Origin of the sequence: Bradyrhizobium sp. ARR65, assembly GCF_000472385.1 — a bacterium.
In the GTDB taxonomy this organism is placed as follows: Bacteria; Pseudomonadota; Alphaproteobacteria; order Rhizobiales; family Xanthobacteraceae; genus Bradyrhizobium.
The window spans coordinates 41,559-64,095 of the sequence record NZ_AWZU01000045.1 but is presented as its reverse complement, the minus strand read 5'-3'; the positions used below and the strand labels follow the sequence as shown (position 1 = coordinate 64,095).

At 60.6% G+C, this 22,537-nt stretch carries 20 protein-coding genes and 1 pseudogene; 5 read left to right on the top strand and 16 right to left on the bottom strand.

All coding sequences use genetic code 11. From position 1 onward, the window contains the following. The first annotated feature begins 586 nt into the window (after positions 1 to 586). A complete protein-coding gene (locus tag F758_RS46775) occupies positions 587 to 3,733 on the top strand; it encodes an ABC transporter substrate-binding protein (protein ID WP_024512012.1) in 3,147 nt (1,048 codons plus the stop codon). 3,432 nt (positions 3,734 to 7,165) lie between these two features. Here F758_RS46775 and F758_RS0133720 read toward each other — a convergent pair. The 13 genes from F758_RS0133720 to F758_RS0133655 all read right to left on the bottom strand — a co-directional run bounded on the left by F758_RS0133720 (position 7,166) and on the right by F758_RS0133655 (position 18,813). Continuing rightward, positions 7,166 to 7,375 carry a hypothetical protein gene (locus F758_RS0133720; protein WP_024512009.1) on the bottom strand — a complete coding sequence of 70 codons (210 nt, stop codon included), beginning with the start codon at positions 7,373 to 7,375 and terminating at the stop codon, positions 7,166 to 7,168. An 831-nt stretch (positions 7,376 to 8,206) separates the two neighbouring features. Next, the gene (locus F758_RS0133705; protein WP_024512007.1) at positions 8,207 to 8,818 is read right to left on the bottom strand and encodes a hypothetical protein; all 612 of its coding nucleotides are present in this window, start codon (positions 8,816 to 8,818) and stop codon (positions 8,207 to 8,209) included. 1,370 nt (positions 8,819 to 10,188) lie between these two features. Continuing rightward, a complete protein-coding gene (locus tag F758_RS0133700; protein ID WP_024512006.1) occupies positions 10,189 to 10,635 on the bottom strand; it encodes a hypothetical protein in 447 nt (148 codons plus the stop codon). A gap of 10 nt (positions 10,636 to 10,645) precedes the next feature. After that, entirely contained in the window at positions 10,646 to 12,622 is a 1,977-nt protein-coding gene (locus tag F758_RS0133695; RefSeq protein ID WP_024512005.1) for a conjugal transfer protein TraG, read from the bottom strand. A gap of 88 nt (positions 12,623 to 12,710) precedes the next feature. Then, entirely contained in the window at positions 12,711 to 14,438 is a 1,728-nt protein-coding gene (locus F758_RS0133690; protein WP_024512004.1) for a relaxase/mobilization nuclease domain-containing protein, read from the bottom strand. 243 nt (positions 14,439 to 14,681) lie between these two features. Next, positions 14,682 to 15,590: a lytic transglycosylase domain-containing protein gene (locus F758_RS0133685; RefSeq protein WP_051387120.1), complete on the bottom strand. Its 909-nt coding sequence runs from the start codon at positions 15,588 to 15,590 to the stop codon at positions 14,682 to 14,684. A gap of 2 nt (positions 15,591 to 15,592) precedes the next feature. Continuing rightward, positions 15,593 to 16,102: a S26 family signal peptidase gene (locus F758_RS0133680; RefSeq protein WP_024512002.1), complete on the bottom strand. Its 510-nt coding sequence runs from the start codon at positions 16,100 to 16,102 to the stop codon at positions 15,593 to 15,595. Continuing rightward, positions 16,099 to 16,563, bottom strand: a complete 465-nt coding sequence (locus F758_RS0133675) for a DUF2840 domain-containing protein (protein ID WP_024512001.1) — start codon at positions 16,561 to 16,563, stop codon at positions 16,099 to 16,101. The genes F758_RS0133680 and F758_RS0133675 overlap by 4 nt, the downstream gene beginning before the upstream one ends. Next, a complete protein-coding gene (locus F758_RS48425; protein ID WP_084305849.1) occupies positions 16,541 to 17,206 on the bottom strand; it encodes a replication initiator protein A in 666 nt (221 codons plus the stop codon). Before F758_RS48425 ends, F758_RS0133675 begins: the two co-directional genes overlap by 23 nt. Positions 17,207 to 17,209: 3 nt before the next feature. Continuing rightward, positions 17,210 to 17,488 (bottom strand): helix-turn-helix transcriptional regulator, encoded by a 279-nt coding sequence (locus tag F758_RS0133665; protein ID WP_024511999.1) that lies wholly within the window; start codon positions 17,486 to 17,488, stop codon positions 17,210 to 17,212. Positions 17,489 to 17,611: 123 nt separating this feature from the next. After that, positions 17,612 to 18,022, bottom strand: a complete 411-nt coding sequence (locus F758_RS0133660) for a DUF2285 domain-containing protein (RefSeq protein ID WP_349543712.1) — start codon at positions 18,020 to 18,022, stop codon at positions 17,612 to 17,614. A 169-nt stretch (positions 18,023 to 18,191) separates the two neighbouring features. Further along, on the bottom strand, positions 18,192 to 18,323 hold the full coding sequence (locus F758_RS52220; protein ID WP_245286666.1) for a transcriptional regulator domain-containing protein: 132 nt from the start codon (positions 18,321 to 18,323) through the stop codon (positions 18,192 to 18,194). 211 nt (positions 18,324 to 18,534) lie between these two features. Then, on the bottom strand, positions 18,535 to 18,813 hold the full coding sequence (locus F758_RS0133655) for a DNA -binding domain-containing protein (protein ID WP_024511997.1): 279 nt from the start codon (positions 18,811 to 18,813) through the stop codon (positions 18,535 to 18,537). Between the two features lie 170 nt (positions 18,814 to 18,983). On the opposite strand from F758_RS0133655, the gene F758_RS0133650 reads away from it, so the two are divergent. Next, positions 18,984 to 19,229, top strand: a complete 246-nt coding sequence (locus tag F758_RS0133650) for a helix-turn-helix domain-containing protein (RefSeq protein ID WP_245286665.1) — start codon at positions 18,984 to 18,986, stop codon at positions 19,227 to 19,229. Positions 19,230 to 19,499: 270 nt separating this feature from the next. On the opposite strand, the pseudogene F758_RS48415 reads toward F758_RS0133650, so the two are convergent. Next, positions 19,500 to 19,777: pseudogene (locus tag F758_RS48415) on the bottom strand (DNA -binding domain-containing protein). An 80-nt stretch (positions 19,778 to 19,857) separates the two neighbouring features. Here F758_RS48415 and F758_RS0133640 point away from each other — a divergent pair. After that, a complete protein-coding gene (locus F758_RS0133640) occupies positions 19,858 to 20,109 on the top strand; it encodes a helix-turn-helix domain-containing protein (protein ID WP_024511994.1) in 252 nt (83 codons plus the stop codon). 102 nt (positions 20,110 to 20,211) lie between these two features. Here F758_RS0133640 and F758_RS0133635 read toward each other — a convergent pair whose 3' ends face one another. Further along, positions 20,212 to 20,490: a DNA -binding domain-containing protein gene (locus tag F758_RS0133635; RefSeq protein ID WP_024511993.1), complete on the bottom strand. Its 279-nt coding sequence runs from the start codon at positions 20,488 to 20,490 to the stop codon at positions 20,212 to 20,214. An 80-nt stretch (positions 20,491 to 20,570) separates the two neighbouring features. Between F758_RS0133635 and F758_RS0133630 the strand changes: the two genes are divergently transcribed. Beyond that, positions 20,571 to 20,801 (top strand): helix-turn-helix domain-containing protein, encoded by a 231-nt coding sequence (locus F758_RS0133630; RefSeq protein WP_024511992.1) that lies wholly within the window; start codon positions 20,571 to 20,573, stop codon positions 20,799 to 20,801. Between the two features lie 458 nt (positions 20,802 to 21,259). Here F758_RS0133630 and F758_RS0133625 read toward each other — a convergent pair whose 3' ends face one another. Beyond that, positions 21,260 to 21,589, bottom strand: coding sequence for a DNA -binding domain-containing protein (locus F758_RS0133625; protein WP_024511991.1), 330 nt, complete (start codon positions 21,587 to 21,589; stop codon positions 21,260 to 21,262). 213 nt (positions 21,590 to 21,802) lie between these two features. On the opposite strand from F758_RS0133625, the gene F758_RS0133620 reads away from it, so the two are divergent. Further along, on the top strand, positions 21,803 to 22,084 hold the full coding sequence (locus tag F758_RS0133620; protein WP_024511990.1) for a helix-turn-helix domain-containing protein: 282 nt from the start codon (positions 21,803 to 21,805) through the stop codon (positions 22,082 to 22,084). The last annotated feature ends 453 nt before the right edge of the window (positions 22,085 to 22,537 follow it).

Genomic DNA, 22,537 nt, shown 5'->3' with positions numbered 1-22,537 from the left:
CCACTCACGACGTCTTCAGGCTGAGCGCTTTCTCCGGCAGAATCGTCACCTCATTGAGGTTCGGGATTGACTTTGATGTCATTCGGAGCCGGCGGCTCCGAAGTGATCCAATCGATGAAGCTTTCGGTCGATGAGGCGAAGAAAATATTCTTGTCGATCAAACACGCGTGCGCTGCAACGACATCATAAAGATCAAGGCCCGCGAGCTATCTTGGACAACGGATTCCCCTGATGATGTCCCCAGCTTGGCCCACACCGACGAAGTCCGGGGATCATCCGAACGTCGGCTTTCAGGTGGTAGAGCAGAAATGCCGGTAAGAGGCCGCAATCGACGCTGATGACCCGACATAGGGCGGCAAGTTTGCTGCGATGCACACACGTTCTGATATAACTGCAACGATGTGCTAGGGTACGGCGTCGGCTCTGGGAGAGGTCGGGCTGTGTGGTCCGTCCGCGAGCGCTCGTCAGGTACGCTGTCGCGTGCAATTCCCGACCGAAGGCGCCGGCTTCCGTGTTTGTGCGGCTCTGTAACAGGGGGCTGGCAATGCGCGCGCGGCTTGGCATGTTTACGGCATCACAATGTCGCATGGCGTGGCAAAAGGCGGTTGTGGTCGTCTGCCTGTGTATTGCATGCGCCGCCTCCCTGGCGATCAGCCCCGCCTCCGCGCTCGATCAAGTCTCGCTGCAACTCAAGTGGAAACACCAATTCCAGTTCGCGGGCTATTACGCTGCGGTCGAGAAAGGCTTCTATGGCGACAGCGGCTTGCAGGTCGAGCTTCGCGAGGGCGGCCCTGGCCTCGATGCGGGCATCGAGGTGGCCAAAGGGGCTGTCGATTTCGGCGTATGCACGAGCAGCGTTCTCGTCAATGGCATCGAGCGCGCGAACAACGTCGTGCTCGGCGTGATCTTTCAGCACTCCGCGGCAATGATCCTGGTGCCGCACCGCGCCGGCATCCATGCGGTCTCCGACTTGAAGGGCCACCGCCTGATGGATGTCCCCGGCAGCGACGATATTGCGGCGATGCTGAAGCGCGAGGGGGTCGATTACGCGGACCTGCCCCGCGTGACCCACGCCGGTGACCCGCGTGATTTGCTCAGTGGCAAAGCGGACGCGATGGTCGCATACAGCACCAGCGAACCGTACCTGTTCGAAGAGTATGGCACGCCCTATCTGTTCTTCTCGCCGCAAGCCTATGGCTTCGACTTTTACGGCGACAATCTCTGCACCTCGAAACAGCAGGTAGCGGAGCATCCTGAGCGGGTACGGGCGTTTCGCGCTGCAAGCTTGAGGGGCTGGGCGTATGCGCTTGCCCACAAGGAAGAGATCGTCGATCTAATACGACGCAAGTACTTCACCCAAAAGAGCCGCAACGCGCTGCTGTTCGAAGCGAAGCGCACCGAACTGCTGATCCGACCGAATCTCACGCCGATTGGTCATCAGAGCAGCGAGCGCTGGAAAGCCATCGCCAACGACTATGTCGACGTTGGCATGTTGAGCGAAGCGAGGCCGCCAGAGGGGCTGATCTATGCGTTCGACGATACAGGATGGCGCGCACGGCTACACGAGCCGCGGCTGTGGGGTCTGCTCGCACTCGCTCTTGTCTCCGTGCTGGGCTGGATCCTTTATCGCCGGAATGCGCGCGTGTTCGGTGAACCGCGGCTTAGCGGGGTGATGTCAGGACTATTCGTCCTTCTCAGTATTCCCGTGCTGATCTTCATCCTAGTCTACAATTACCAGCAAAACTCCGGCGCGATCAATGCGACGCTTAACGACATCGTGACCAAAACCAAGCAGGCCAGCATCGAGGAGGCCGAAAATCTTATCAATCCGGTCGCAGCGACGCTCGAGCTGCTCGCGGCAATCGCCGCAGAGGATCCCGAGACCTTTAAGAAGGAAGAGAGCCGGGAGCTACTCTACGAGGCGCTCACTTCGGCGCCGCAGATCGATGCGGCCTATGTCAGCTTCGAGGACGGTTATCATCGGGTCGTGACCCGGATGGACGACGACCGCAGGCGCTCCGATGCCAAAATTCCAGCATCGGCGAACTGGCATTCCAGCTATATCGACAGCTATTCAGGCTCTCCGCGACGGGTACGGCATCGTACGTTCTTCGACATCTGGCCTCACGTCGTGGGCAATTACGACGTCGACGTCATCCTCGATATCAGGACCCTGCCGGGCTACCAGGCCGCGAAGGAAGTGCGCGCGTTGATCGTGGAGGAGCCGTCGATCAATCCGGACACCGGCTATCCCATCATCTCGGTAAGATTTCCTATCTTCAAAGACGGCGCGTTCATCGGCTGCGCCTCGGCGAATATCACGCTCGATGTGCTGTCACGGTTTCTCGCGAGTCACCGCGCCAGTGCCCGTAGCACGACGCTGATAGCCAATCCGGCTAATCGGACGATCATCGCGTCGCCCGACCTGCACAAGATCGTCCGAAAGCAGAACAACAGGGTGGAAATCGCTAAACTGGACACCATTGCCGACGAGAACATGCGCGAAGCCTATCGGCTGCAGAGTGAGACCAATAGCGACGACTTCCTGTTCCGCTCGCCGCAGAACGGCGAGGAGATCAGCGCGTCCTTCACGCCGTTTCCGGGCAGTTTCGGCAAGCCGTGGGAGGTCATCACCCTGACGCCGACCGACGACTTTATCGGAACCCTCAAACGAACGAACCGGCAGATGATTGTCTTGATCGCCGCACTTACCGGAATCGAGTTGCTGCTGATCTATATCTTCGCGCGGCGATTGTCGCGCCCGATTGAAGGCGTGTCGCGGGAATTGCGGTCGGTCGAGGACCTGACGTTCTCGCATGCGCTCCCGCCGTCGTCCAAAATCAAGGAGATCAAGGAGCTGCAAACCGCAGTATCTCTGTTTGAAACCTCGCTGCGCTCGTTCTCCTCGTTCGTGCCACTGGATGTGGTCCGGAAGCTGATCAAGACGGGAATCCCGCTGACCCTCGGCGTCGAACAGCGCTTCTTAACCGTGCTCTTCACCGACTTGCAGGATTTTTCCAGTCTCGCGGAGCAGATGGCGCCGAATGATCTGCTCGCGCAACTCTCGGTCTATTTCGAAGCCGTCTCGCGAGCAATTGCGGAGGAGTCCGGCACCGTCGATAAGTTCATCGGCGACGGCATCATGGCATTCTGGGGCGCTCCGGTTCATCGTGACGACCACGTGCTGCGTGCCTGCTGCGGGGCGATGCGTGCCATCCGGCGGATGCAACAAATCAACGCGGACTGGAGCAAGCAGGGGCGACCGTCCTTGCACCTCCGCATCGGCCTGCATTGTGCGAATGTGCTGGTCGGAAATGTCGGCTCAAGCGAGCGGCTGAGCTACACGGTCATGGGAGACGGGGTGAACGTCGCGGCACGACTGGAAGGCATCAACAAGACTTTCGGCACCACGATCTGCATCAGCGACAGCGTAGTCGAGGCCGTCAAGGCGGACATCGTAGCGAGGCCGATCAGGAAGGTTCAGGTCAAGGGTCGGAATCGCGAGTTCATGATCTACGAGCTCCTGGGCATCATGGCCAGCGATGATCCCGAGCTGAAGGTGTCGGGCGATGCAGCCAAACTGAGCGAATTGACCCGGGAAGCCTCAGCCTATTTCGAGCGCGGTGAATTGGATCACGCCGCCCGCGGCTACGAAGATATCCTGCGAGCGTTTCCTGACGACCCTGTGGCAATGTCATTGCTCCGGATGTGTTCGGCAAACGCACGGGCATAGCATAGCACATAGCTTTGCCACGATCCGAAGGGAGCACCCCTACTGATACCTCATCCGCAGACTCCATAGCGGCGCAATTCGGAGCGGTTCTCATACGGAAGGCGAATGGCTGGTCGGGATCGAGTATGCGTTCACGGATAATGGGACCGCAAGCTCGAGTGCGACCATCTCGGTTTGATCAATTCACTTACCAGTTCGGTGACCACGTTCTGGCAACGGTGCGTCCGGCGTAGGCCCGTCGGCGCAGTCAACTAGCAGCACACCGCTCGCACCTTCTTCCGCTGTGGCCCATCGCGACGTCTTGCGTTGCCGCACAAACTTGGTCGCTATCGGGACAAAGCGGACGTAGAGTCACGCCGACGCTTTTATGGTACACGGCCTAGATCGCAACACGAAATTTTAACCTGCCGTTTCGTCCTATGTTAATGACTTCTCGCCCGGAGCGGCGAATGCTCTTCTGATGGAGGAGCAGAGACCGACTAAAAGGCGGAGGCGCTTCCGACAAGCAGAGCCGCTCAAGCAACGCCTACTCCATTCGGCAAGAGCAGCTCGCGAGCGAGCGAATCAACTCCAGCCCGGAGCTGAACAGGAAGCTCTCTTGCGTAAGGCCCGGGAAGCCGAGATCGTGGCCCGCTTGGACGAATGGCTCTCACGCGCGGAATGCGGCCCAGTGACTAGAAACCGAGCGCAGACTTAATCGCCCCGCCACACTTGTCCTGAAAATCTGTCTCCCTGCTGAAGTGCCTGCGGGGAGAACGCCATGAAGTCTGTTTGCTTTGGTTTGGGATCAGATCAGTGATGCTCCAGATCAGGGCTTATGGAGTCGAAGGTCTGCGCCGCCGAAGCGGGTCCGCTATATCGCTAAAGCCGAAGCGCGGGAAAGATGTTGGGATCTTTAAGAACTGGCTCAGATTGGGCAAAAGGGTAAGGAACATTTCCAGCCCTGCATTCAACGCGACTTTTCAGAGGAGCTCTTTAGGAAGCGGGAAATGGCAAGTCCCGCCACGACTGCTCCGCCGGACCAGGCCAGAGCCTCCTTCCGATCCATGTCGTTGAAACTCCCCCCGAGATCTAAGTTGAAGGCGCCGCAACCGCTTCAACGGTACGCGCGGTCGCGCTCAGGCCAAATTCGCCTCGCAGATGTGAGAAAGGGTGAGCGCAAGGAAGAAGGAGCGCTGCTCTGTTCTTGGTCGCGCGCGGGCCTCATCGGTGTCGCAGGTAGCACCGAGTTTACGACCGCTTCACAGGGCAATGGCCAATCCCCGGCGCGCAAGGCCTGATCTGTCTTGCTCTCGCAATGCCTGTATCAAGTTGCCGAGGCGACAGCGGTGATGCCGAAGTGCCGAGGAAGGGCTTAGCAGCTCACCTTTGACGAGCAGAGTTTGCGCATTGGCGCCGAGCCGCGACGGCGGCTCAGGAACTTAGGCCCCGAGCCGCTCGTTATTTGAGGCATGGTATGCGTGTTCGCCAAGAGCTAGGGACGGCGTTGCCGACGGCATTCGCCTGTGGCCCAATTTGCTTCGGCGCTACGGTGCTTGCCGCGAAGCTCATCGGCCACACGTGACCAGTATACGCCAAGGACCATCATGCGAAATCGACAGCCAAACCCGGTGCGCACCACGCTCGACCTAGCAGATGAGGCGCAGGTTAGGTTGATGCGAAAGCGCCTGGGCATCTCTAATGAGGATGTAATTCGGATCGCCGCGAAAGTTGGGAACTCAATTTCGGCAATTAGGAAGGAGGTCCAGCTCGAAAGAGCTGGCGACGGTGCGCGTTGACCTCTCGCTTCGAGGAGGATTTTCCCGTGCGGACGCTTGCAATCACGCTGTGCGCAGTATTCGCGCTGATCGCATCAGGCCCTGTTGTCGCACAAAACACTGAAAGAGATGGGCGCTCCCCCTCAGATAGCGGCCGGAGCCCTCCCGAGGAAAAGGGTCAGTTGCAGCCACAAGGCTGGACTGGGCCCATCGATACGAAATCCGGCGGAGCGCCGCCCGAAAGTCCACAGGGTCAAAGTCCTCCCGGCATGCAGGCCGCACCCGAAGGATCAGGCAAAACAGTCGTGGCGCCCAACAAATAAATAGAGGCGCCACAAGGGGCCGTCGTCGCCGAGCCGCGGCTCGACTGCTTCAGCTTACTGCCCTTCTTGTGCGATCGGCACCGGCCGGGTTTTTAGCAGTACCCATATGCATAAGGGCAAGCCGGCGGTGCAACCACCACAGGGGCTACAACGGGCGCGCGGTGAACCACCAGAAAGTCCGGGGTCACTATAGGGGCGCGGCGAACCACGACGACACCGGGCCTCACTATGGGAGCTCCGCGAATGACGATAGAGCCGGGAGTCACTAGTGGCGGAGCCACGAACGCGTCCTCCACGATGACTTGGGCCTGGGCGGGGCTGAAGCTTGCAACGCTAGCGGCGAATGCAGCTGCCAAGAAAAACGTTCTCACTGCTTCCTCCTTGGTCGGTACTACTGCGCCTTGCACGATGTCGACAGCCCGCCCGGCGGCTAGCAAATGCGAAGGCACAATCAGGCTCGGCAGCGGCTTTGGTGGACAAGCCGACGGGCGCCAGGGCCGCAAGGCGCGCAAGCGCTATCCGGCCACACAGGCTACCGGTCGCTTAGGAGAGTTGGTGGGGTATCGCTCGGCCGAGGTTTGCTTTCCCTTGCTGCACGCGAGGAAGGGCGCGCAGCGGCGTCCGCCTGAAGCTGACATCGATGAATGACTGGCAACAATTCGTCGGCTTCACGCCCTCGCCCATGCATCTGATGGCCCACGGGCCGGACTGGACGCAAGATCTTTCGCGCCAGTTCCTTCGCGGCTGTGTGCGATGGCCGCCGGCGATCGCTGCAACTCACGTCCCTTCCATCCGTTGCCTTGGCCGCCCCGCCCGTCCGGAGCGGTCCTTGTGCGTTGTACTTTCCGGCCCACTGGGGCTATCTGAAGCTGGCTGATCGCGCCGTATGCCGCGACGCGGCGGCTGAGCGAGTTCTTCTCGGAGAGTTAGCCGGCCCACGGGGCATCGCCTCAAATCCCAGCTCGTCCATTCCGTCGCGGGAAAGCCGTGGATGCAGCCGAAAATTCGCGCGGCAATGAGGTAGGCGAAAACGAGTTTCTGCAGCTCGAGGACCGGCATCTTGAGCGCGCGTGAAGCGACGTCCCACCGCCAGACCCTGTCGAGCTTGCGGCACCGCGCCCCGCGAGTCAAATTTCATCGCAATTCTCGGACGCAAACTCGCGCAGGAGTTTCGTTGTGCCTATCCGATCGAAATCCGGGGCCTTTCTTTCGAAGCTCCGAGATTGCGCAGCATCATCAGCTGGCATCGGCGCTTCGATCACGTTCCGGCGCATCGCTGGTTAAGCAATACGCCCTTCCCGTCCCAGATCAATGGCTGGAATAGATGCGGCTCCTGGTCGGCAGCCACATCTTTAGGCTCCTCTGCCATCCTGATTGCCGATGGCGCAGCGCCATCCCGCCAGGCGCTCGGCCGGATGCTGCTTCATCCAGTCGGCGAGCTGCGGCGCGCCGGTAAGGCAAGACTGCATTGACACACCGGCGAAGTCCGAGGTGGTGACGGTCTGCTCGTGGCAATTGGTCGGAGAAGAGAGACTGCAGAGCACGGCGATGATCTTGATCACGATTGGGGGCCTCCGCCGCTCTGATGCCGGCTCACGGGCTCCTTGTCCCGCCCCTCCTCCGAGTCGGTCGGCGGAAAAATGCTGTGGTAGAATGCGCGTGCTTGTCTGATCAGGCGCGCTCGCTCCCTTTCGGATTTTGGGACAAATCGAATGATCTCGCCCATGTTCGCTCCAATCCAAGTTTGAGCATGATCCATTTGATGACTATCATCATACTAACGACCGACTTATGCCTTCCGCGGCGGCTTTGAAGGTCTGCATCTGGTAACAAGGAAATAAAAAGCTCGTGAGTGGCGCCCTCACATGAGCGGTTGCGCAAAGTTTCGCGAATTGCGGCACCGTTTGCTGCACACGATCTGCGCGGGTTAGTTCGACGCGCTCCACGCGATCGACACCACTCGTCCGCTTGCGGAGCCGCAGCCTTCTCAATTTGCAAGGCTTCTCGCGTTTGCGCGGGTAGTCGGTATCGGCAGCCAGTGCTCGGAGCCGGTTCGCGATCGCGTTCGACCAGCACGGCGCTGCCGCAAGTCGGTGCGACAGAACAAGCTCTCTTTTCCGGTCGGCTGCATGGACCACGGATCGATCAAGCACCGGCGACGCGTCGAGCATGCGTCTTCTTTCATGGAGCGCCTTCAGATGATGGCTGACGTCGCTCGAAAACGTGCGGCGGAGCTGCCGGCCTGCAAGGAACGCGAGCGCCTTTTGAGGAGGGCCAAGGCTGCGGAAAACCGGCTGAGCTGGAACTCTTCCTGACCGCAACGGCCGGGACGTTGAGCGCCCGTAAGACCTACGTACGGGTCGGGCGCAGCAGCGGCGTGCCCTTACGGTGCTCTACTCTCGTGCCCGGCGCAGCGCGGCTTGCAGCTTCTCCCTCTGTTTCTCCCAGCGGGCATCCTCAGCCTGGGCTCGCTTTTCGATTGCCTCGCGCTCGGCCTCGATCTCGCCTGCCCTGGCCTCATGCTCGCGCTGTGCCCTGTCGAGCGCTGCCTGGGCCTTCTCGATGGCGCTCTCGCGCCGCTCGCGCTCTCTTTCCTGTGCGGCTTCTTCTTTCCGTCGCTGGGCTTGCCGCTGCCGCTGCGCCTTCTCGAACTCCTTTGCGGCCTTCCGGGCGGCCTTGTCGTCGATCTTGCGCGGCGCTTGTTTCTTCGGCTGCCGAAGTGCCTTTGCTGTCCTGTCCTCGACGTCAGCACCAGGCAGGTGTGACGGTAGGCTGGCATGCTCCCTGAACGGCCCGGTCGAACCGACAGGGCGTCTGAGAACGACGCCGGGCTTTGCCATGGTCGCGGCGATAACATCAGGGTCATCGGCTTCCTTCGCGACACCTTGATGGAAAAGATTGCTCTCCGCGCCCCAGCCTTCCAGTGCCGCCTTCATCGACGGCGCCGCAATTGCGAGATCGTAGAAGCCCAGCGACGTCTGATAGCTCTTGAGTTTTCTGGGCATGGCGGTCGAGCAGTTTCACCGAAGAGATGAGTGTGGGATTATCGACCGCGCTCTAAGCTAAGGGGTCGTCGATCATCTATCGTACGGATGATACTCTCTCGATACGCGCGCATCGTGTGTATTCTCGAACGTCAGGAGGGTCAGAATGCCAACTTGGACTGATGAAAGTTCCTGCAAGAGCCGAGGCCATACGGGGTCTCCTTTGGCCAGCCCCGTTAAAGGGGTGAGCAGTTGCACCCTCAAAACGATTCACAACCAAGAACATTAGTTCCGGACAGGCTGGTGATTTCGAGCCACAGCGGCTCGCCTGCAACATTCGGAACGATCCCCACATCAAAAGAAAACCATTCTTTTGGCGCTCATGATGCGCCAGCCGGGACGTTCATGCGGGGCGCATGGGAAAGATGCAAAAAGCCAGCTGCCACTGATGTGCGCTCGGGCGGCCTTGGTCCCAGAGTGTAGCCGCTTCGAGATCGGTCAAAATGGGCGAGATGATCGGATCCGCTCCTCACCAGCCAGAGCCGCTGCTGCGCATAGACTTGCATGTGTCCTTGACCACATCGACACGTCGGACTTCAGCAAACGCGAGGATTCGTCCTTTGAACTCGGACCGCCGGCGCTGCTCTTTGAGCTACCAGTAGTTGCACGGGATTGACCTGCTGGGCCGATCTGATGCCAATGAGTCGACTGAAAGGAAAACCAATAGGATGGTCTGGATCGCTATCTGCGGCTGGGTCGCATTTGGCGCGGCACTGGTCGCGGCTCGCCTGTCGAGGCAACCGCAGCCGGAGTTTCGCGATCGGTTGCTGCAGTGGGTCATGCGAGGCGCGCGGCGCCCTCTGCCAACAGGAGAACGGCTGCGCGGCCGACGAGAACGATAGCGCGGCCTTATCCTCGGCAGTTCGAGTGGATCGTAGCTACGGGTTTTCCGAGCCAAGATCACGAACTTGCCGCTCATCGCGACTGCAGCCCCTTGACGCTTTAATGGTCCTCAAGCTGCCCGCCGAGCTGATCACTCCCCAGAACGCAGCCTGCGGATGACCCTCTGTCCCGAGCGCGTGCTCGCCAACAATACCTGGGAGGAGTTCCCCCTAGCCGCCACGCGCAGAACCTGCGCAATGTTGCAAACTGATCCCGACGACTGCGCTCCAGGCCGCGTAGGCTAATCACCCGTGCGCCTAGCCTGTTGCCCGCCCCTGGCAGTTCGCGGACTTCTTACACAATCGGCCAAGAGCGGCCGTTTCTAGGTTTCCACCTTTTGGCCCATCATTGCTGCCATCGCATTCGTCGCGACCGCCCGTTGTGCCAGGACGTGGGTGGGACCGACCTAGACGCAGACTGTCGAACCAGCGGCTCAGCGCAACAACGGGTCAGTCGACAGACGCGGAAATTGCCTCACTCGTCTTTCCGGAGGCGTGCAAGTCGATGCTCACTTCCTTCAGCAAGGTTGATCCGCTGGAAAGCCGCCGTCCAAGAGCCTCAACAAAGCGATCATACCGCTCGGCGCCCTTGGCGCGCGCAGCCGGGCTCGACTGCTCCGGTAGCGCAGGAGTTGAGGTCAGCCAGAAGCGGATGAACAGCGCGATAGTCTCAAGCGCCACGCCGTCATTGCGTTCGAGACGTTCGAGCACGCGGGCAACCCGATCCAACCGCTTGGCGATTGCCGCCTCGCGTCGGTCGGAATCGTCAGGCGAAAGGAACGAGGCAATCGCGGCCTCGGCGACCAGCGACTTCGGCTGATTACGACGCTTTGCAAAGGCGTCGAGGGCTTTAAAGGTCTGCGGATCAAGATAGATGCTGAGCTGGATCTTCCTCATGCTGCCCCGCTCACAGGTCTATCCCATCCTCGGGGTCGAGGCTGGCGGCCCGGGCAATGCCCTGCATGGAGCGGTTCAGGATCCGTGCCTGGACGGCATCCGCGTCGGGCTCATCGGGCCCGGCGTCGAACTCGTGTTCGGCGAGCGGCGCCTTGATCACGATGTCCTCGTGCTGCGGCAGTTCTGGTTCACGGCGAACACCACCGTTGCCGTGATCGCCCTTGCGCCTGCGCCCCGCGAGCAGCTCGGCCGACGGCGAAATCGGCGCACGGCCCGACCAGTCGTCTGCTCGCATGGGCAGTTTCATCCTTCCCTTGCCGGGCGGCTTCAACACCCGTCCGTTGAACTGCGGATCCTCGTAGTAGCGTACCTTGGTGGCGCGCACCGGGTGTACTCCGGAGACCATCACGATCGCCTCCTTGGGTGAGAGCTGCATGACTTCGCCGGGCGTCAGCAGCGGCCGGGAAGTTTCCTGGCGGCTCACCATCAGGTGTCCAAGCCAGGGGCTCAGTCGGTGCCCCGCATAGTTCTTCATGGCGCGCAACTCGGTGGCGGTCCCGAGCGCATCCGAGACGCGCTTGGCGGTGCGCTCGTCATTGGTCGAGAAAGCGATCCGGATATGGCAATTGTCGAGGATCGCATGGTTCGGCCCATAGGTGCGCTCGAGCTGATTCAGGCTCTGGGTGATCAGAAAACTGCGGATCCCGTAGCCAGCCATGAAGGCGAGCTGGCTCTCGAAGAAGTCCAGCCGGCCAAGCGCTGCGAACTCGTCCAGCATCAGGAGGAGTTTTTGCCGGCGCTGGTCGACATCCAGGCTCTCGGTCAGACGGCGGCCTATCTGGTTGAGGATGAGCCGCATCAAGGGCTTGGTACGGGCGATGTCGGATGGCGGCACGACGAGGTAGAGCGAAACCGGCTCGGGTCCGTCGACGAGATCGTGGATGCGCCATTCGCAGCGGCCGGTGACGCTGGCGACGACCGGATCGCGATAGAGCCCCAAAAAGCTCATCGTAGTCGACAATACGCCTGAGCGTTCGTTCTCGCTCTTGTTGAGCAGCTCGCGCGCGGCTGAGGCAACCACGGGATGAACGCCACCCCCAAGGTGGGGGGTCGCCAGCATTGCCTTGAGCGCTGCTTCGATCGGCCGGGACGGATCCGATAGAAAATTGGCCACACCGGCGAGCGTCTTGTCAGCTTCCGCGTAGAGGACATGCAGGATTGCGCCAACGAGCAGCGAATGGCTGGTTTTCTCCCAATGATTGCGGCGCTCGAGTGCGCCTTCGGGATCAACCAGAATGTCGGCAATGTTCTGGGCGTCACGCACCTCGCGGTCGCCGCGGCGGATCTCGAGAAGCGGATTGTAGGCGGCGCTCGCCGCATTCGTCGGGTCGAAGAGAAGCACTGGCCCGAAACGAGCGCGCCAGCCAGCCGTGATGGCAAAATTCTCACCCTTGATGTCGTGGACGATCGTCGAGCCTGGCCAGGTCAGAAGAGTTGGGATGACCAGGCCGACGCCCTTGCCAGAGCGCGTCGGAGCGAAGCAGAGCACATGCTCAGGCCCGTCATGCCGAAGATACCGGCCCTGAAAGCGACCAAGTACGACGCCATCGGCCCCCAGGAGGCCCGCGCGCCTGATCTCGCGCGCATCGGCCCACTGCGCCGAGCCGTAGGTCGTGACGTTCCTCGCCTCCTGCGCCCGCCAGACCGAGAGAGCCAGTGCTAAGACCATTGCCGCCACTCCACCTCCCGCGGCAATGGCGCCCCCCTGGAGGAAGATCGCCGGCGCGTAAGGGTCGAATTTGAACCACCAGAGGAAGAACGCTAGCGGCTGATAAATCGGCCAATGCCCAAGCCAGAACCAGGCGGGTCCAAGCTGCGGCTGGAAGGCGAGCCGCCAAGCGGTCCACTCGGTCGCCACCCACAGGAAGGCGAGTACGATTGTCGAAATAAGGCTCAGTTGACCCCATAGGATCTTGGTCGCGGACATGACGGCAGTGTTGCTGCCATTCGCGCGTGCGCAAGGACGACTCCATCGACATCGCGCGCTCGCGCGCCATAGCGCAGAGATCGGTGGGTCAAAGCGAAAGGCCGCGTTTGCGCCCAAAACTCCAATCAACACTGCCGGGACCGGCGATACCGCTCACCTGTCTGCCAAGCTCGCGCTCGAGCGAGGGCGCCCAGGGCACGAGCTGGAAGCCAAGGCCATTGTCGATCATGGCGAAGCGGCCCGATGCCAGCGACAGCTTCTGCCGGTAAACTCCAGAAATCAGCTCGCCTGCTTCGCTCGGTAGGTGCGCAAGCCCTGTTTGCTCGGCTAGCCATCGTCCGACAGAATCGAGCTCGCGCCGGCGCAGGGTCTCGATCAGGTTGCGGCCGAGCGTAACGTTGTCGCCGTGGCGGCGGGCAAGTGCCCGCTCTGCCAATACATCGATCCGCCGCTCCAGCGCGGCGCGGACATCACCGCCAAAGCCAGCGCGTGAGAGCTCGACAGGCTCGCGCGCAACCAGGCGCCGGTCGAGCCAGGTGGCACCTTCCGCGACAACCTGCTGGTCGAGAGTAAGCTCGGAGCGCACCGCGAGCGCGATCCGCGTTCGGCCGTGCGCGTCCTCAAAGCGCCGAAGCTCCACAATCCCACCGATCGGCCCATCGCCAGCCGCCTCCATCTCCGTCAGCTTCAGGTGATGCAGGCGCCCGTCGATCCCATCGACAATGGCAAAGGCGGTGCCTTTCAGCTCATCATCGAGTCCGCGCGCAACGAGCCGGCCGATGACCGGCTCGCCATGGCTCTCGCCTTCGAGCGCCCAGGATGACGGTGTGCGTTCAGCGCCATCCCTTGCAATCGCCTTGTGCAGTCGCTTGATGATATCACCGCGCTCGGCGAGCGCGCGCAAACGGGGCTCGACGTCGCTGGCCATTACCCACCGCGCGGGCCCTGCGGGTTCCGCCAGGCCCAGCCGCTCGAGCGTCCGCATCCGTCCGATCCGGATATGTCGCAACGGGTCGCGCGCGACCTCCCGATCCGGCCTCAAATCGATCACCCCATCTGCCGCACCCGCTTCCCGAGCAAGCGCCCGATCGAGCCTGGTCCAGCGTTCGGCCGTGACTTCCGCTTCAAGGTTTTGGCGGATCTCAAGCTCCGATCGTGGGCCAAGCTCTCGGGTGACGAGATTGCCGGCGCGGGCGCGTAAGCCGGTTGCCATATAGTCACGGCTGATGACGAGATCTTTTCCATCATCCGCGCGGCCGCGAACTAGGACGTGGATGTGCGGGTGCTCGGTATTCCAATGGTCGACCGCGACCCAATCAAGCCGGGTGCCGAGGTCGCGTGAGGCCTGATCCATGAGCTCCCGGGTGAAGCTGCGTAAGCTTTCCAGCTCGCTCGCTGCCTCGGGCGAAACGATGAACCGGAAATGATGCCTATCGTCCTCGCAGCGCTCGGCGAAGGCGCGTCCGTCTGCATCATCTGCAACAGCGTCGAAAAGTTTGCCGGGCGTCCCGTCGCGGGTGACACCGTCGCGCTGGAGGTAACCGATATGGGCCCGCAGCGCGCCCGGCGAACGCATCCGGCGCACCACCCGGGCCTTGACCATGGCGGTGCGGGCGCGGTTATTGTTCAGGCGGGTCGCAGCAAGGGTCGCGACCCGCCCGCGCCCGAATTGGCTGGTTTTACTGCGGCGGCCCCGCGACTGACCGCCGGCTTTCTGCGCAGCTTTGAGCGCCTGCGCCAGAAAGGATTTTGTCCGGGGCGCGCGGGTCGAACGGATGCGGCCAGGACGGATGCGGAAATCCTCATTACCGGTCATGGTGCGCTCCGCAGGGTGTCGAAAGCCAAGTGACAATAGCGTTTTGCCAAAAAAACCAAGTTGCGCCGGCTATTCGCAACGTTTGCAACATCACTGGAATTTTCAGGTAATGCTTGCCCAAACCGACCCGCCCACCTTTTGGCTTTTATCCTGCTAGTCTTAAGTCGTCCGATCCCTGCTCTCTCCCAACCATTCTCGAACTTGCGATTACCTGCGACTCTGTACGACGAACTGCTATTGTCATCATCGGGACTGCACCTTCTCCGATCGCTGCACGAACAGCCCCGTCGCGGGAGGTTGTAGGCTACGCGCCTCTGCATGAGGCAGGCTCTTCGACCGCTCCATTGAGCGCACAGGTGATGTGGAGCTGCCGCCAGCTGACGAGCCGCCGGACAGCCCGACGAAAACCGGAGACTGCTGCCAAGGGACGATTTGTCCGACGGCCAAAGTACGGCGCTCGCGTTGCTCAAAGCCGAGCAGCGGTGCGAGTCTTGCGACGTATCTTTGCGTTTCCTCAGGTAACCGCCGACCTGTCGCCAAGTGTTCCTCATAACGCCTCGGGCCTGCGCTATAGGCTGCGAGAAAGCCTTCCAATCCAAAGCGATCGAGCATCTCGCGGAGATACGCTGTTCCTGCGAAAATATTGTCATGTGGGTCAAAGGGATCGATGCCAAGCTCGTAGCGGACGCTCAGTTCGACCCAGGTCTCGGGCATGATCTGCATCAGCCCAAGAGCTCCTCGGGGCGATACAGCGCGCCCATTGCCTGCGCTTTCGAGCTGCATCACAGCAATGATCCACTGCTCCGGGATGGCAAACCGGCGGGATGCTTCCGTCACGAATGCTGCGTACGAGTTAGCACGCGAAAAGGTGGCCAAGATCGCGGTCGGCGCTGCCGTTGCGACCTGGGCCGTCGCGCTCGACGACACTTTGAGCGACCAAAGCGCTGCAAGCAAACATACGCCGACCCGCCCACGCCATAAACGTCTCGGCGCCGCCACGGCTGTTCGAGACAAAGCAATCCAGCGCAGAACACGTGCCCACTCTGACCGGCCTTTGTTCGCGACTTCTGCGGCAAATCCGGCCGGGAAGGAGGAACGGGCCCGAGACCAATCGAGGCAGAAAACTGCGATACGGGCTGGGAGCTCGAACAAGATCAATTCTCCTCGATCCACACGGGGAGCGCGCGCCCGATAACCGCCGAGATGGGGATGACGCCAAAATAACGACCATCGAGCGAGTTGGCGGACTGCCAGTTCATGAGGAAGACTTCGCCTGGAGCCAGCACGCGGCATCCTTCCCAGACGGGCAGCGGACGACCGCGGCCATCGCGCTCGCGCGCCTCTCCCATCTCGATGTTGTCGACTGTAATTGCGCGCCCTGTTCTGCAGACCGTCTGACCCGGCAAGGCGAGGACTCGTTTGAGCATGGGCACGCCAATCGGCAAATAGCCGTTCCTATCGAGCAACCGCGCAAGCGGCTCTGGTGGCCACACGGCCACCAGCTCGGTAACCTGCAATGATCGCGCTGATTGCAAACGATAGAGCCCGATCGGAACGCTTTCTGATGCATTCCAAATGTATTTTGGCAGCCGGTTTCCGGGCGTGAACAGCGTCAGGGCGGCGGCGCCACAGGTCGCAAGAACGATCATCAAACGGCCAGTCACGGCGCCAACCTCCGGCGATGCAGCCAGGCCTGGTGGCGAGCGCGCGTGTAGGGCCGCGGCTTTTCGTTGACCGAGAGACGGTTGTGAACGTGGTGCCAATAATCGGGGGCTGCATCGGCGGGATCGATCCCAAGTGCCTCCATCCCATCGATCAGCTGGAGAACGCGTTCGACCTTTGACCAGCCAGACAGTCGCAGCAGACTTTCGCCGCCGGGACTGACCCAAGGAACGGTCGAATAGCGCTGACCGGGCGCGGGCGCTCGCAAGATATCGACGCGTGACAAGACGGCCCCGAAGTCATTGGAGGTGCAGCGCACGAAGGCAAAGATGCTGCCTGGCGCAAACGAGAGAACGCGCCGGTGGCGGTCTATGATCCGCTCGGATACGGGACGGCCAAACCGAACACGGTTCTCGATCCGCTTTTCGAGCCACAAGAGCTCAACGCTCGTGAAATCGCTCACCTGTCACCTCGGTGTTGTGAGAAGACGGTTTGTGTGCCGTACAAGCGCGCACGAGGTCGCCTAGTCGGGGAATACGAGACGGAGCTTTGGCTCGTTCGGAACGGTTGTGGTGAAGCATGGCTGGGCCGCAGCTCCACCTATGCGCGTGGCTAAATGACGTCTCCTCCCGTTCATTGATCCAGGAGAACGCAGGCCATCGGCACTCCGTTGGCCGGCGGATCGACCTCACCCCGGCCGCCGAAAGCAGAAGGTCGAGAGCAGCCTTGAGCCAATCGGAATCGCGCACGGTGGTACCGGGACCGACGAGGGTCAGGATCTCGCACGGCGCCGTGGCCATCAGCAGTGATGTTTTGAGGCCAACCTCAGGTGCTGCGACGAGTTGTGAAGCGGCCCAAATCAGGACGTTCCCATCCCAGGTTCTCGCTATGCGGGCTTCGGGCACGGCCTCGACAGGAATCCTGATGGTCGCCGTGCGGAAGTCGATCCCTACAATTCGCTTGGATTGCGCCAGCGAGAGGGACGAATAACCCGACGGATCTTGCGTGTTGCGCGGTGCCAGATCGCAGGGAAGAGCGCCAAATAGACCCAGCTGTTCGCGGTTCGAGCGAGACCACCCGCCGGCAGAGAAGTAGCCGTTCGGCATGGATCAGCGCCGCTCCTTGCCTGCATAGGGAATGGGTGTATGCCGCTTGGCGGGCAAGACTCTGCCGGCCCCCGGATCGCTCGTGGAGGTCTTGGCTCCGCGGTCAACCCACGCTTTCAGATCTTCGAGTGCATAGACCACGCGGCCACCCAGCTTGCGGTAGGTCGGGCCGGTGCCATAGGTTCGGTGCTTTTCCAGTGTGCGGCCGGACAGGCCAAGAAAGCGTGCGGCTTCGGGCGTGCGCAGGTATCGCGGCGGCAAGCCGGCGTTCGGATCGGGCATTTGAGAGGCTCCGTGGTGTCTGGCGCGCGAGCGAGTCTGATCGCGCGTCGACGGCCACAATGGCGGAGCAGAAATACTTAAGGGGATGCCGAAGATGGGATCGTGATTTCCGGCACCCCTGCTCTATTCCTTGCGAGATGACGGGCGGAGCAGTGCGCGATAGCCGCCACGCATTAGGGCCAAGCCGGCCTGAACCAGGCGGATGGTCCGGCTGCGCAGGTCGTAGGTTTTCCAGACGCGTTCAGGGATGCGTTTTCGGCCGAACAGCACCTCCGCGATGACGCGATAGGAAGCGCCATCCATGTGTCCATCGAGTGCCCGCAGCGCCAAGACCAATCGTTCGCGGCGCTGCGCTGAAAGTTGATGAAAGGGAGGTCCTGGCGGGCGGCCGTTGATCGCGCGCCACAACCGATGCGAGGCGTGGGCGCGAAGCACATAATCCGCATCGAGCGGCAGTTCGGCCGCATAAGAGGCACTCAACTGCGGCGCCTCTTTCAGCCAAAGATGGTGCTGGGCTCCGTGAATGCGCAACACGGCATGCCAGCCGTCAGCTGCCTGTCTGATGCTGCCCGATGCAAGATCAGCAAGCCCTAACCCGGCCCCAACGATTTCTGAGCCGGAAGTGCTGCGAACAATTGGCACCACCGCGGGCAAAGCCTCGGGCGCCCAGAAGATTGTCTGCTCGTGAAAGGACCCGTCCGGGTCATGGGCGAAAGCAGAGGCCCCATCTCCTTCGGAATTCGGAGCTCACATGTCCGCCCATCGACAAAGCTTCTCGGTAGTCAGCTCGATAGTTGGGACTACGACGCAGGCTTTCCCAGGCCAAGTCCGTCATCTCCCCTGCTTTGGCGCGCTGATACGCCTCCGGCGAGCGCCAGTCGAATTCAGGCATTGCTCCGATCCCCTGCACGATTGCGGCGCAATGTCTATGAAGCTTGGGGTTGTCAGGGTAGTTATTAATATCGCATCACGTGATGCGTGCTAGGCATCACGGTTGCAGAGGAGAAATCGGTTCTCGCTTGCGAATTCCAGATAGGAGATTTTTCTTATTTGGCCGCACCACCGCGGAGAAAATGGCGGTAACCGTGGTCTGCCATCCATTTTGCTCGGGCCAGATGGCTCTCAAATGCATGACGAGCGCGCACCGGCTCAAGTTGCGCATCAATATGCAGGACGATCCGTGCCACTTCCTGCCAGTCGGCGCCGTCGGCCTCGGCATCAAGAAGCCGCCAATACGTCACCAGGTGTTGCTCGTCATAGGCCGTGAGCACCGGATCGTCTGGAGCTGAATCGGCGACATCAGGATCGAGCGGCGGGGTCTGCATGGCTATTCACCAACATTCGTCTGCCGGATATTGATCCCAATCCTTGAGTATCTCCTCACAGCCGTGTTAACTCCTTCAAGTCCAGCACAAATTCCTCAGAGCGAGGTTTGATGGACCGGGCTGATGCCCTGGCTTCCGCGTATTATAACACGTAGCGCCAAAATACGCGATTGCTTCCTATCCTGCGGATGGATATTCGCAAGGTTTTTGGAGCAAATGCGCGCCGATTTCGCTTGGCCCTTGGCCTGAGTCAGGAGGCCGTTGCAGAACGCATGGGCGTCGATCGCGCCTTCATCAGCAGCATGGAGCGAGGGCTACAAAACGCAACCCTCCTTACAATCTGGCAAATTTCTCAAGCGCTCGAAGTTCGACCTGCAGAATTACTCGAGGAAAAGGCATCCAAGATTCGTCCCTAATTTTCGCTCTGGGATGGCGGGACGGGCACGTGGCCCGCACAGATTTTCCGATTTTCCGTCAATCGTCGCGACGCCGAAGCCTGCGACTTACATTTCGTCGAAATTCGCGCACCCGAGACATTACTCAGATCCCCTTCCCGAAAGCGGAGTTACAAAACTCCAGGTTGCGGGGCGACTTGCCGATTATGCATCACGTGATGCATGCAGGACATCACGGCTTCAGGAGAAGAAGTCTGTTCTCGCTTGCGAATTCCACATGGCAAATTCGTCCTATTTGGCAGCGCCGCCGCGGAGCAAATAGCGGTAGCCGTGGTCTGCCATCCATTTTGCTCGCGCCAGATGACTGTCATATGCATTTCGAGCGCGAGCGGGTCACGTTCCGGGTCAATATGCAGCACAATGCGCGCCACTTCCTGCCAATCGGCGCGGTCGGCCTCGGCATCAAGAAGCCGCCAATACGTCACCATGTGCAGCTCGTCATAGGACGTGAGGTCCGCATCTGTGGGCGCCAAATCAGCGACGTCTGGGTCAAGCGACGAGATTTGCATGAAAATCCTGCAAGAACGATCTGGGAATACATATTATAGGAGGTAAACCTCATAGTATGTAAAGACGCAAACTTGCGCAGATGGACATGCGCAGGTTGGTGGGCCGGAATTTCGCACGGCTGCGGAAGCAGAAGGGCTTCACGCAGGAGAAGTTTGCGGAAGCGTCGGGTTTTACCCAACAGTACATCAGCGGCTTGGAGCGCGGTCAGCGCAATCCCACTGTGGTGACACTGTTCGAGCTCGCAAGCACGCTTGGCATCAGTCACGTCGATCTGGTTCTGCCTGATGAGGAATTTCGGAACGAGCGCCCGAAAACGGTGAAGCGAAAGTAGTGGGGATTGCCTAATTCTGCATCGTGTGATGCGTGCGCAGGGCGGCACGGTTTCGGTGAGAAGTCTGCCCTCGCTTGCGACCTTCCAGATGGCAGATTCTTCCTACTTGTCAGCGCCGCCGCGAAGCAAATGGCGGTAACCCTGGTCTGCCATCCATTTTGCGCGCGCCAGGTGGTTGTCAAATGCATTACGAGCGCGCACCGGTTCACGCTCCGGATCAATATGCAGGACGATCCGTGCGACTTCCTGCCAATCGGCGCCGTCGGTCTCGGCATCAAGAAGTCGCCAGTACGTTACCAGATGTTGCTCGTCATAGGCCGTGAGCACTGGATCGTCAGGAGCTGAATCGGCGACATCAGGATCGGGTGGCGGGGTCTGCATGATCTTACGGACAGGGCGCGACGGCACTTTGTTCAGTATATCGAGGTGCAATATACTGAGCAAGCGGCATCCTTTCCCGCATGGACTTGCGGGAGACATTCGCCACCAATTTGCGTCGTCTACGCAATGCCAGGGGATGGTCGCAAGACGAACTTGCTTTAGAGGCTGAGATAAGCCGGAGCTATCTGAGCCAGCTTGAAAAGGGCGCGTACTACGTCAGCATAAAGATCATTGGCCGGCTTGCCGACAAGCTTGACGTTGAGCCTGATGAGTTCCTGAAACGGCCTACAAAAAGAGGCCGCCCTAAATAGGTGGGCCCAGTACGTGTTACCTCCCAATCCCATGTTTGTGGTCTAAACGCCTGATCTGCTTCTCTTTGCTTCTCCTCGGCGTGGAGCGCGCTCTTCCAGCGCGAGCAGAGCAGTGCGCAGCGGCGTAGATCGGAGCGTGGAGCGAGAATCTCGAGCTTAGCCAAAAAGTACTCGCGGCCTCCTTGAGGCGCTTCGACCAGTCCGCGCCGATCTAGGCCGGTCCAAGTAGAAGCAGGAGCTCCGCCCGTTCTGTTCTGCCCGTTGGGCTCGGCCACGATGCGGACGCCCTGACCTGTAGCCTCAGAACGGTGATCTCGTCCTGCCGATCGTTGCCGACGTTCCGTGATCGCAACTCGAGCTCAGACATTGCTCGGATCCCCGGAACCAGAATGGCAAGTTCACGTCGCTAAGCGAGTTGTCAAATATGCATCAGGTCATGCGTACACGCGATCACGTGATCAGCGGGAGAAACCTGCTCTCGATGGCGCATCCGGAATGGCAGATTCTTGCTGTTTGACAGCGCCCTCACGAAGCAAGTGGCGGTAACCGTGGTCCGCCATCCATTTTGCTCGCGCCAGATGGCTGTCATATGAACTACGAGCGCGAGCGGGCTCACGCTCCGGGTCAATGTGCAGCACAACCCGGGCCGCTTCCTGCCAATCGGCGCGGTCGGCCTCTGCATCAAGAAGTCGCCAGTATGTCACCAGATGCTGCTCGTCATAAGGCGTGAGAGCCGCATCTGTGGGCGCCAAGTCCGCGACGTCCGGGTCAATCGGCTGTGTTTGCATTAAAGTCCCGCTACAAAGAAAGGCGCATGTACGTCACCCGATGCTTCTCGTCATAGGTCGCGAGCGCCCGCTTTCTTAGCGCCATATCGGAAGATGCGGCGCCATATTCATGTTGGTTCTGCATTTGCAGCCCTTGAGAGCGCTAACAATATTGCCATAATACTTTGGTTATAGCCAGTGGTTTGATGGCCTACCAAATGGCTGCTTTAGCGCATGAAAGCTCGTGCGCTCGTGGCCTGGAATGTGCGCCGGATCCGCGTGGATCGCGGTATCCCACAAGAGCAATTGGCGTACGATGCTGGGATCGATCGGTCGTATATGAGCGGCCTAGAGCGGCAATCGGAAAACCCGACGATCGATCTTCTTGATCGGCTTGCCGAGACGTTGGGTGTACATTTATCGGAATTTTTTCTTCAACCCCCCAAAGGAGCGCCGACGCCCAAGACATTGCCTAAAGGTCGCAAATCGGTGCGCTCGCGTCGCAAGAAGACGTAATCTTCCGCGAATGCGGCGGATTGGCGCCAGGCGGGCACGCAACACTACAGAGCAAGATTCTTTCCGACCTGGATAGGGAATTCCAGTCTGTTGCTGGATCTCGGGCCCAACTAAATGCCAGCCCCTTCGCGCTTCTCGTAGCAGGTGGCGGGGAGTACCCCAGCTGGAGACGCAGACACACCGCACCCGGACCCGAGTGCGCGATCCCGGGAGACGCAGCGGCCAAATTCAAATGGTCGCCACGATCTAGCTTAGACCTATTCTGACGGAACCGCTACCAAGCGAGTCAGTACGAAAGGCGCAACCTGCACAGATAAAGTGGGGGCCGTGAGTGGTCGTGCTCTAAGCTCCCCAACCAAGTCGCCCGCGACCTACTCGGGCGAGCTCGGCAGCGCGCGTCCTAGTCGCCGTGCTTACGTGGCCGGAAGCAGAGCAGCGTGTACCCATCCGCCG